General features: G+C 54.0%; 10 protein-coding genes and 1 pseudogene. 8 read left to right on the top strand and 3 right to left on the bottom strand.

Features of this window, described 5'->3' with window-relative positions; all coding sequences use genetic code 11:
* Positions 1 to 183: hypothetical protein (locus QNK41_RS10275; protein ID WP_319256397.1), on the top strand; the 183-nt coding region annotated here is incomplete at its 5' end.
* 62 nt (positions 184 to 245) lie between these two features.
* The gene (locus QNK41_RS10270) at positions 246 to 551 is read left to right on the top strand and encodes an MTH1187 family thiamine-binding protein (RefSeq protein WP_319256395.1); all 306 of its coding nucleotides are present in this window, start codon (positions 246 to 248) and stop codon (positions 549 to 551) included.
* Positions 552 to 1,091: 540 nt separating this feature from the next.
* On the opposite strand, the gene QNK41_RS10265 is transcribed toward QNK41_RS10270, so the two are convergent.
* Positions 1,092 to 2,297, bottom strand: a complete 1,206-nt coding sequence (locus tag QNK41_RS10265; RefSeq protein ID WP_319256393.1) for a geranylgeranyl reductase family protein — start codon at positions 2,295 to 2,297, stop codon at positions 1,092 to 1,094.
* A gap of 113 nt (positions 2,298 to 2,410) precedes the next feature.
* Here QNK41_RS10265 and QNK41_RS10260 point away from each other — a divergent pair, with 113 nt between their 5' ends.
* The 3 genes from QNK41_RS10260 (at position 2,411) to QNK41_RS10250 (ending at position 5,148) form a co-directional block, all read left to right on the top strand.
* Complete coding sequence (locus QNK41_RS10260) at positions 2,411 to 2,686, top strand: hypothetical protein (RefSeq protein WP_319256390.1); 276 nt, start codon at positions 2,411 to 2,413, stop codon at positions 2,684 to 2,686.
* Between the two features lie 28 nt (positions 2,687 to 2,714).
* Positions 2,715 to 3,134 carry a thioesterase family protein gene (locus QNK41_RS10255; RefSeq protein WP_319256388.1) on the top strand — a complete coding sequence of 140 codons (420 nt, stop codon included), beginning with the start codon at positions 2,715 to 2,717 and terminating at the stop codon, positions 3,132 to 3,134.
* 736 nt (positions 3,135 to 3,870) lie between these two features.
* Entirely contained in the window at positions 3,871 to 5,148 is a 1,278-nt protein-coding gene (locus QNK41_RS10250) for a substrate-binding protein (protein ID WP_319256385.1), read from the top strand.
* Positions 5,149 to 5,173: 25 nt separating this feature from the next.
* On the opposite strand, the gene QNK41_RS10245 is transcribed toward QNK41_RS10250, so the two are convergent.
* Positions 5,174 to 6,319 (bottom strand): DUF4185 domain-containing protein, encoded by a 1,146-nt coding sequence (locus QNK41_RS10245; RefSeq protein WP_319256383.1) that lies wholly within the window; start codon positions 6,317 to 6,319, stop codon positions 5,174 to 5,176.
* Between the two features lie 279 nt (positions 6,320 to 6,598).
* Entirely contained in the window at positions 6,599 to 8,002 is a 1,404-nt protein-coding gene (locus QNK41_RS10240) for an aspartate aminotransferase family protein (protein WP_319256381.1), read from the bottom strand.
* Positions 8,003 to 8,336: 334 nt separating this feature from the next.
* Between QNK41_RS10240 and QNK41_RS10235 the strand changes: the two genes are divergently transcribed.
* The 3 genes and pseudogenes from QNK41_RS10235 to QNK41_RS10225 form a co-directional block, all read left to right on the top strand.
* Positions 8,337 to 8,828, top strand: coding sequence for a cyclic nucleotide-binding domain-containing protein (locus QNK41_RS10235; RefSeq protein WP_319256379.1), 492 nt, complete (start codon positions 8,337 to 8,339; stop codon positions 8,826 to 8,828).
* Between the two features lie 283 nt (positions 8,829 to 9,111).
* Complete coding sequence (locus tag QNK41_RS10230) at positions 9,112 to 9,825, top strand: FadR/GntR family transcriptional regulator (protein ID WP_319256377.1); 714 nt, start codon at positions 9,112 to 9,114, stop codon at positions 9,823 to 9,825.
* A gap of 162 nt (positions 9,826 to 9,987) precedes the next feature.
* Positions 9,988 to 10,384: pseudogene (locus QNK41_RS10225) on the top strand (TIGR01212 family radical SAM protein); the annotation flags it as partial.

Here is a 10,384-nt window from a genome sequence, read left to right as displayed (position 1 = left end):
ATCAAGGAACTGTGTGACGGGTGCGTCCCCCCGCGCATGTGGGAACTCAATAACACCTCGTCCTGGCTTAATTTTCACCTGCGACGGGACCATCAGAGCAACGGTAATGAAATTGCGGGATTCTGCCGCCAGGCGACCTGTCGGCTGTTGCCTGAGGACGGAGTTCTGAGGACGGAAGACTGAGGACGGATGGTGGCTGGTTGAATTGGTTGAATTCGTTTTATTGGTTGATTGGAGGAGTTGACATGAACGTCATCGCAGACTTGTGCATCGTGCCCATCGGCGTGGGCGTATCGGTCTCGCCATACATTGCCGCCTGCCAGCGAATTCTCTCGGAAGCCGGCCTGGACATTAAGCTTCACGCCTATGGCACCAACATCGAGGGGGATTGGGATGCGGTGTTTAACGCCATCCGGCGCTGCCACGAAGAAATCCATCGCATTGGGGCACCGCGAATCACCACCACGCTCAAATTCGGGACCCGCACGGACCGGGATCAACACATGGCCGACAAAGTAGATAGCGTCAAGGCCAAGCTCGATCAAGGTTGACGGATTCGTAAATAGCCCGATATCTGCGTTACGCTTCATCCCTCATCACTGCGGCGTACCGTCAGTACGCCTCATTCCTCAGGATTCGCAAGCCTTGATCTCGGACTTTTTACGAATCCGTCGGAAATTCGCCCAAGCCGCCGATCGTATCCACTGCGCCGATCCCAGTTGGTTCGCCGCTCCAGGCTGCATGGTATCGAAACCAGAAACCGCCTATCCTTATCCTCTCGCCTGCCGCCGTTGTCCGCAACCTCAACGGTTGTTGCGTTTTTTTCCATGCGTCACCTCCCCCGCAGGCGATCTGAAAGGATGGGAATCAGGGTCGCGGAAAAATTAGTTAGTGTGCGTCCAGAAACGAGGAATTTGGTTCGAGATCAAGGCCTGCGAAAAATTTTACCGCAGGTGCCCTTAAAGAAATGCCCTTGGGGTGCATATAGTTGATATTCCGAGGATAAAATTTTTCGTATAACGCAGATATCGGGCAAAATAACCGTTTATGGATGGACACTAGTTAAGAACGATTGCGCCTGTCCTGATTCGTCAGTCTTTATTATTAGCCATTCGTCTGCCACTGTCAAAAAAAAACTGATTTCGGCTGGCGGGCACCGGCAACCCAAACCAGAATCGGTAACCATAACGAAAAATATCCAGCAGGGGCAATCCCTGGGAAAACCCTGTCATCAGCGGGATTCTGGCGGGCGGCGAGACCAGCAGCAGATGCCCCGTCCCAGGCAGCCGGTAGAAAGCAGCCGAGGCAGCCTGAGCAAAAATAAGATCGCGTTGAATCGGCATCAACCCCTTTGCGTATGTCCTGCAGGCATCGCCGCCGGTATCCATGGCATCTGCAATGGCGGCTGCGGCCTCCTGCCCGCTGACCATGGCATGGTACAGTCCTTCGCCGAGAAGCGGATCCACCAGTCCGGCGGCGTCACCCACCAGCAGCACCCGCCCGCGACCGGGTCGATACCGCCATCCCCCCATGCCCAGCGGAAAACCGGTGATGCGCGTCGGCACCGGTCTGCCGATCCTTCGGGCCGCATAGTCAACCAGGTCCTGACGGGTGATCCTGACATCCGGTCTAAAGGTATACAGTCCCACGTTGATGTGCCCCTCTTTAGGAAATACCCACCCATACCCGCCGGCGATCTGGCTGAAATCAAACCCCATGTTCAGATCGCTGCGAGGCACACGGTCCACGATTCCCTCAACGGCAAATCCGGGGCTGAACCTGGTAAATCGCCCTGTCAGTCGACGGACCCGGCTGTGGGCACCGTCGGCACCGATCAAAAACCGGGCGCGGATCGTACCGCTCTCCGTAACCAGCGACACGCTTCGATCGCTTTCCACAATCTCATCGATCCGTTTCACAACCGCAAAGCGGGCACCGGCAGCCACTGTTTTCTTCAGGCAGAAAAGATCGAACGCCGCCCGTTCGACCATGTGGCAGATGGGATCGATGCTGGTGAGCAGTTTTGGATGGCGCATCCGGCAGCTTACCGACAGGTTGCAAACACTTTTTTGGACCACCGGGGCGATCGAGTAGCCAAGGGCTCGGACCGCCTTGACCGTCAGCCCGCCGGCACAGGGTTTCTTTCGCGGAAATTCGGTCCGATCCAATAGAAGCACCCGGAAGCCTTTGACAGCCAGGTCCCACGACGCGCTGCACCCGGAGGGTCCTGCTCCGACGACGACGACATCTGCTGTCAGCGAAGCTCCCTTGGGGCTTGATGATGGTTCACTGCACATACAATCTCCGCATTGACTTGATCCACAGGATCTGGCAACAATCAGGGTGATCATGCCATTTCCGGCACCACCTTTCAACCGGCAGTCGGGACACCATAGGAAGGAGCGGCTAAGTGCTCACGGTTAAAGAAGCGGTTCAAACGGCCATGGATCTTCTCAAGGATCTGTATGACACCCGTAAGTTTGAAGACATCCTGCTGGAGGAGGTGGAAATGGCCGACGATGCTTGCCACTGGCAGGTTACCGTGGGGTTTTCACGCAAAGCCCTTTCAGAAAATGTCATGGAGGCCATCGGTTCCAAAAAATATATCCGCAGCCGGAAAATCTTTTGCATCGATGGCAACACCGGAGACCTGGTATCCATGAAAGACGGCGATCCGTCATCTTAGAACCCGCCACACCATAAGGAGCTGACCGTTGAGCCGCAAACAGCCATTTCAATCCACAATTAGCGTCCGTTTCAACGATATCGATGCCATGGGTCACGTGAACAACGCCGTGATCTTCACCTACTTCGAAGAGGGCCGAAAAGCCCTCTTCTACGATGCATTCCGGCAATCCGTTCCCGGCGGGTTCAATTTCATGGTCGCCCACCTGGAATGCGACTATATCCTGCCCGTTCGCCTCGAAGACCGGCTGTTGCTGACCATGTGGGTCACCGCTATCGGCACGAAAAGCTTCGGGCTCGCCTATGCCCTGATCGACGCAACAGATCAAAACCGGTTTTTCGCGAAAGGATCCTCCGTCCAGGTCTGCTACGACTATCGGCAACGCCAGTCGGTGCCGGTCCCGCAAACGCTCAAAAAAGCACTTATGGCCTATCACCTGCCCTCCTGAAGATTTCCGAAATAAATTGAACATTCCCCGCGGCCCCGATGAGCGGGATCTCTGCTTCGCTCCAACAAGCCACGGGGAATGTTCTGCCTGTAACGGCAGGATCGCGCAGCACCGCAATGATACAATCGATTCCCCGTTCGCTCGCTAACCCCGCCCCAAATGACGGGAAATTCGCACGCTATTGCGTTTCAAACTTCAAAATTTTTGGTTCTTCTCCAAATTAGTTGGAGAAGAAGGGTTCGAGGATTCGAGGGGTCAAGTGTATGTTTTCCAACTATCTTATTCATACCACATGCATCCTTTTTTCTTATCTGTACTCACAGATGATACCGATCCTTTTTTAGATAATGACAACTTATCGAGATGATGCGTCAACAGTGTTCCAAAAATCTTCGTTAGGTCTTAACAAGCTGTTATTTTTGGCATTTAACTTGAATCCTTGGATCCTTGAACCCTTGAATCCTCTGAGTCACACCAAATAGATAAGCCGTAACCCGTTTATTGCTCCAGTTTAACACAAACTAATCGGGAGATGATCCAAATTTTTGAATTGTGTTCATTTTGTGTATTGTGTTCACTTGATTTCGATGGCCTATTATTTGCTCAAGAATTAAAGGAAAAGCCCGATTCATATCAGTATAGACAATCTGATGGGGCTCATTTAGCCGAACCGTCGAGCGGCAACGCCCGAAAAAAAGGGATAAACCGATTGAACCGGTTATAAAGGAGAGAAAAAATGCTACACGGCCGATCTGTATTCACCCGCATTTTCATTGGGCTTTTCCTGCTCCTCTCAGCATCGATGGCCTTCGCCAGCCAGGACACAATCAAGATTGCGTTGAACTATCCCGAAACCGGCCCTTACAGAAAGGAGGGCAAGGATCAGTGGAAAGCCGCCTACCTCGCTAAAAATGAAATCAACGCCGCTGGTGGCATTTTAAACAAGCAGATCGAACTGGTTACCTATGACACCAAATCCAGTGCAGCGCTCGCTGCCAGGAATGCCGCCCAAGCCATCGACAATGAAGGCGTGAAAATGGTTTTCGGCGGCTCTTCCAGTGCGGTTGCCGTGGCCGTATCCAAGGTGTGCCAGGAGAAAGAGACCCTCTTTTTCGGCACACTCACCTATTCCACAACGGTTACCGGCAGCGAAGGCAGGCGCCATACGTTCAGGGAGTGCTACGATTCGTGGATGGCGGCCAGGGCCATGTCGTCATATCTTAAAAAAAATTTTTCCGGTCAAAAATACTTCTATATCACTGCAGATTATACCTGGGGCTGGACAACGGAAGCATCCTTGAGAAAATTCAGCGGTACCGAAGACAAATCAGTCCACAAGGGTGTGTTGACGCCATTTCCCTCCACGGATTTCAGCAGTGCGCTGAAAAAAGCCGAAAAGGAGCGGCCGGACGTATTGGTATTGGTCCTTTTCGGCCAGGAAATGGCCAACGCGATTCGGTCGGCCCATAAAATGGGCATGAAGGACCGGATGCAGATTTTGGTGCCCAATCTGACCATCGGCATGGCTGAACGCGGCGGACCCAGAGCCATGGAGGGTGTTGTGGGAACGCTGCCCTGGTGCTGGCAGATCCCGTATAAATACAATTATACGAAGGGCATCAAATTTGTCGAAGATTTCCAAAAGAAACATCAGCGCTATCCCAGCACCTCCGCCGCTTCCGCCTACGCCATCATGCACGAATACAAATCAGCCGTTGAACGGGCCGGCTCGTTTGAATCGAAAAAAGTGATCAAGGCCCTGGAAGGTCACCGCTATCAGCTGCTGAAAGATCAACAGGTTTGGCGCAGTTTTGATCATCAGTCCGTTCAGACCGTTTACGTGGTGCGCTGCAAGCCGAGGGAGGAGGTTGTTAAAAACAAATACAATCTGGATTATTTTGAAATCATAGACAGTCTGCCGGGAGATCTGGCTGCAATTACCCGTCAGCAGTGGCATGACGTTCGCCGAAAGGCCGGCAAACCGACCCGACTGGAAAAGCTGCCAAGCGACTGAAAAACCACGGTACAGATGTAGGTTTTCAGTCTATAACACCAGCAGGTTCGAATGAACCTTGAAGCACTCGCGGGTAGTAAAGTGCAGGATAGTCATTCAAGCGTTTTGGATCGACATGATTGGTGGCGTAGGTAATCACCAGATCCCCCCCGGTCAGAAACGGGTGTGATTTGGCGGCATAAATCAAAACGCCGGGAATCGACATTTCTTCCGGAGAATAAAAACCAGTCAACTGTCCCCATGGCCCTTCGGGTCGGGGGGCGATCCGCCATCCCAGGCCGGCGGCGCCGAAACCGATGGTTTGAATCTGGACAAACTGGTTGATCCGGGGTTCGAAATGAACGCCGAACTCGGCTTGGGCATCGGTGAACAGGACTGCCGGTCCACTGTCCATCTGTGATTCTTTCTTCCACTCCAGCCCCGCACCACACCACCATTCCGGTTCACCCAGGTCCCCTGCCCCTGCCTGTTCCTCCGCCCACCTGGCCAGATAGGCCTGATTGCCGCCTTGATTCGTTCCATATGCATAAAGGTGCCCATTTCTGCGCAACACGCCGCCGGTACCCAAAGCGATAGGAAAAATGCCTGGATTTTTCCTCACGTCAGCGAACCGCCATCGTTCGGGGGGGGCATCGGGATTGTCGACCAATAGGGCATGCCAGCCGGTAATGGCAAATCCCAGATCATTTTCAAAAGGCGCAATGGTCGTCAGAAAGACCAGCAAATGATTGCCGATACGAATGCCGTCGCCGGGCCAAAACCATGTTTTTTCAGATTCGGGGAAAAAGGATTGCGGCATTCGCTCAGTCGTCTGCCTCCAGAAAAACGCCATGGATGCCGCAGCGGGATCGCTTCCGGTCTGAATGCCGATGCTGTTGCGGATCAGGTCGGCCCGGGTTCGGTCGTTGCCGTTGCCCGCACGGACGAGGGTGTCGCCAAAAAGCCAGAGCACCCTGCCCTTACCCAGATCCACGCTGTGGGCATCATCAGACCCCAACCACCGTGGGTCCTGCTGAAAGAGGCGATCGGCCGCCGGCCATGGACGGGCCCTGAGATGAACGGGAGCAGGCGCCTTTCCAATTGGCCACTCGCAGGCCACGATAGCACCAACCAGCAATATCGCAAGAAGCAGAACGTATCGCCTGCAGTGAATGCCCTTTACCGATCCCATAAAGTAACACCTGCTCCATTGGAAGGCACGGCGATGGGTCTCAGGGTTCATAAAACTGACGGATAAAACCCTCATAATAGGAAAATGACCAGTGCCGATTCAGCAGCAGGTCGGCAGCCGCTTTTCCATCTCCGCTGTGGATCAGTTCAACAATTTCGTCGTGCTCCCGGCAGTTTTGCCGTCCCCATTCGCGAATAAAACGGCGCCGGGGGAAATCATAGAGCCTTTGTTTATAGGGGATAACGTTTTATTATCTGTGGGTGGAAGCAATCGCTTTCCTCATCCGAAGACCTTTTCGATGCCTTTTTGGGTGGCGTTGACCATCCGATCTGCCTCATCTCTAGTGATCACCAGAGCCGGGGCGTAATAGAGTGTGGTGTTGAGTCCGGGCAGGCTGCTGTTGGTTCGCCCGAGCAGCACCCCCTCTGCCTTGACGGCATCGACTACCGCACCGATCTGTGCCTCGCTGGGCGGCTGTTTGCCCTGTTTGTGGGTCACCAGTTCCACGCCGCAGAACAGGCCTTTGCCGCGAACGTCGCCGACGGCGGGGTGGTCCAGCAGTTCCCCGAGTCTGTCGAGCAGGTAATCGCCCATCACCCGGCTGTTTTCAACCAGACCTTCGGATTCCATGATGCGGATGTTCTCCAGCGACGCCGCCATGACGCCGGCGCAGCCGCCGTAGGTGGAGATGTCCCGAAAAAAATCCATTCGTTTGTCCGGGTCGGCCGGATCGTTGAGAAATAGATCGTAAACGTGCTGCTTGACCACCGTGGCGGAAATCGGTTCATAGGCGCTGGCCATGCCCTTGGCCAGGGTGATCATGTCCGGGTCCACATCAAAGTGCTGATACCCGAAAAACTTGCCGGTTCGCCCGAACCCGGCCACCACCTCGTCGATGACCAGATACACACCGTATTTTCTGCATATCCCCTGGATAATGGGGAAATACTCATCCACCGGGATGATAATCCCACCGCCGGCGGTGATCGGCTCCACGATCAAACCGCCCACGCTCTCCGGACCCTCTTTCAGGATGATCTCCTCCACTGCTCTGGCGCACTGGATGTCGCAGTTCGGGTAGCTTTTGTCGAAAGGACAGCGGTAGCACAGACAGTGGGGAATCTGGACGAAACCCTCCGGAAAGGGGCCAAAGTCCTTCTTGCGTTCGGCCTGCCCCGATGAAGCCAGCACCGCAATGGTGGTGCCGTGGTAGTCCCGGTCCCGGTACAAAATTTTGTATTTGCCTTGGCGAGCCGGATCGATGGTAGTGGCTTGGCGGATGATCTTGTAGCTTTTTTCGTTGGCCTCGGACCCGCTGTTGGAGAAATAGACCTTGCCCATCGTCGGCAGCAGTTTCATCAATTTACTGGAAAGTTTGATGGAAGGGATCGTGCCGACGCTGCCTGCGAAGTAAGCCATCTTCTTCATCTGGGCGGCCACGGCATCGGCAATGCTGTCGCGACCGTAGCCCACATTGACGCACCACACACCGCCGGAGGTCGCATCCAAGTATTCACGTCCGTGGATGTCCGTCACCGTCAACCCCTTGCCCGCCACGATGATCATCTGCTCCTGGTTTTGAAAACATTGGTGGGGCTTGATGTGATGCCACAGGTGATCCCTGTCGCCCACGACCATCTCCTCCACGCCGTAGTCCAGAACCTGCGACAATGAATCGTCCATTCAACACTCCTTTTCAGTTTGTTGACATCCATCTTTAGGAAAAAGGCGCTGCGTTTCCAATATACGGATGCCTGATATATCAAACACCACTTTTAAAGTAAAGAATCCCGATCCAGTGGGCCAGAGTTCACCACCCGGCTGGCATTCAGTAAACCAACCCTGCCTTCGTCCCCTCGCCCCTTTGGGGAGAGGGACAGGGTGAGGGGTGGTTTTTCATGTTACATCAAAGCATGCATTGGCATTTGACATCTTGCGGTGTCTTGGGATAACCATTTCATCAATTATTTTGATGGAAATTGAAAACAGACATTTTTTACGCGAGGATGATCCACAATTGGATACAACGAGTCAGAAAAACGTGCTGAAAGAAGCCATCATCAACTGCCTGTCCAGCATCCCAATTTTTGCTGACTTGGATCCCGCTGAACTGAACACGATCAGCGACCACATGCACGTGTCGCGGTTTGAAGCCGGCGATCTCGTCTTTAGTGAAGGCGACCCGGGCGATGAGGTGTGCTTCGTGGTTGACGGCACACTGGACGTATTGAAATTGTATGCCGGTAAGGTTGAAAAGAAAATCGCCGTTAAAGCCCCGGGCGGTTCGATAGGGGAAATGGCCGTCATCGGCAACTTTTCCCGCACCGCCACGGTCAAATCACGCACCGATGTCACCCTGCTGACCCTGCCACGCAGACGCTTTGATCAGATCTGTGATGAACACCCGAGAATCGGTGTTAAAATCCTGCGATCAATCGCCCGATTGCTAAGCCTGCACCTGCGGGACACGTCCCAGGAACTGTTGGAACTCATATCTCCGAGGAAGTAGACTTGATAAGCTATCCACACAAGCGCCTTCCGCCCAAGCAGGCCGCCGGAATTGCCCGATCTGGCTGTTAATGATCAAGTTCGAGATTTACAAAATCGTCCACGGTTCCATTCACTGGTTCACCTGATGGTCACTACGTGGTCGTGTTCATAAATACGACCACGCAGCCAAATTTTGATTGACATTTGACCAGTCACAAATTAAATGGGTTACCCATTAGCATTATCTTCCCATATGAGCTGATTTTCCTTTTTACTGAAGCACGATCCACTTCAGGCGGGCCATGTTTAAAAAAACAACCCAGCAACGAATTTTCGAAGACCTGGTCGCTCAGATCGAAGGCGCCATTCTCGATGGTCGCCTGAAGACCGGCGACCGGCTGCCGGCCCAACGGGACCTTGTCGATATGTTCCAAACCAGCCGCGGGCCCCTTCGCGAGGCCTTGCGTGTCCTGGAGCAAAAGGGGCTTCTGGAAATCAAACGCGGAGTGCGCGGCGGGGCGGTGGTCAAGCAGCCTGGCATGGCACCTGTCGCGGAAAGTCTGGGCCTTCTTATTCGCCACCGCGTAATCACCCTGGCAGAGCTCTCCGAATTCCGGGAAGGGGTCGAGGGCAGCGTGGCAGCTATCGCAGCCCAGCGAGCCACCCCGGCGGATATCCGCCAGCTCAAATCACTGCTGAAACAGGCCAAAAAACATGTGGGTGACGGCATCGGGGCATGGCAACGATTCTGCCAGGTGGACAATCGCATCCACGTGGCCATTGCCAAAGCCGCCGGCAACCGGGTATACGAATTTGTCCTGCGCATGGTGCACGACAACATCCAGCAGTACTATGAGGCCCATCCCCTCAAAGACCAGCCGTTCATGCAGGAAAACTATCAGGATCTGAGCGACATTGTCACAGCGCTGGAAAAACAGCAGGCCACGGCCGTACGCTCACTCATGCAAAGCCACGTGCGGCGTTTCAACCGCTATATGAACAGCCGAGAAGCATGACGGTTTCGTAAAACGTCCGATATCTGCGTTATGCGTCATCCCTCGTCACTGCGGCGTACAATAAGTACGACTCATTCCTCGGGATTCGCAAGCCTTGATCTCGAACGTTTTACAAAACCGTCGAAAACATGACTTCTTAGGAGTTCATCAGGTTTGAAAACAATGACAAAACGCTATCTCGACCTCAATACCTACTTCCGCAAGCGATTCGGTCATCGCGTTCACAAACTCACCGTGGATGCGGGCATGACCTGTCCCAACCGTGACGGGACCCTGTCCACGACGGGCTGTATTTATTGCAATGCGCAGGGATCCGGTACCGGGGCATTTGCCAGGGGGCTGTCAATACGGGAACAACTCGAACAAAGCAAAATCCCCGTGGCGCGCCGGTTTAAAGCCCGGAAGTTTATGGCCTACTTCCAGTCTTACACGAATACCTATGCCCCGATTGAAACACTGGCCCGACGGTATGATGAAGCCCTTTCGGTCAAGGATGTCATCGGTCTGGCCATCGGCACCCGACCCGACTGCGCCGACAATGCCGTCCTGGACCTGCTGG

The organism is Desulfosarcina sp. (genome assembly GCF_033791525.1).
In the GTDB taxonomy this organism is placed as follows: Bacteria; Desulfobacterota; Desulfobacteria; order Desulfobacterales; family Desulfosarcinaceae; genus Desulfosarcina.
The sequence above is the reverse complement of the archived record's forward strand: the minus strand, read 5'-3'. Positions and strand labels throughout refer to the sequence as shown.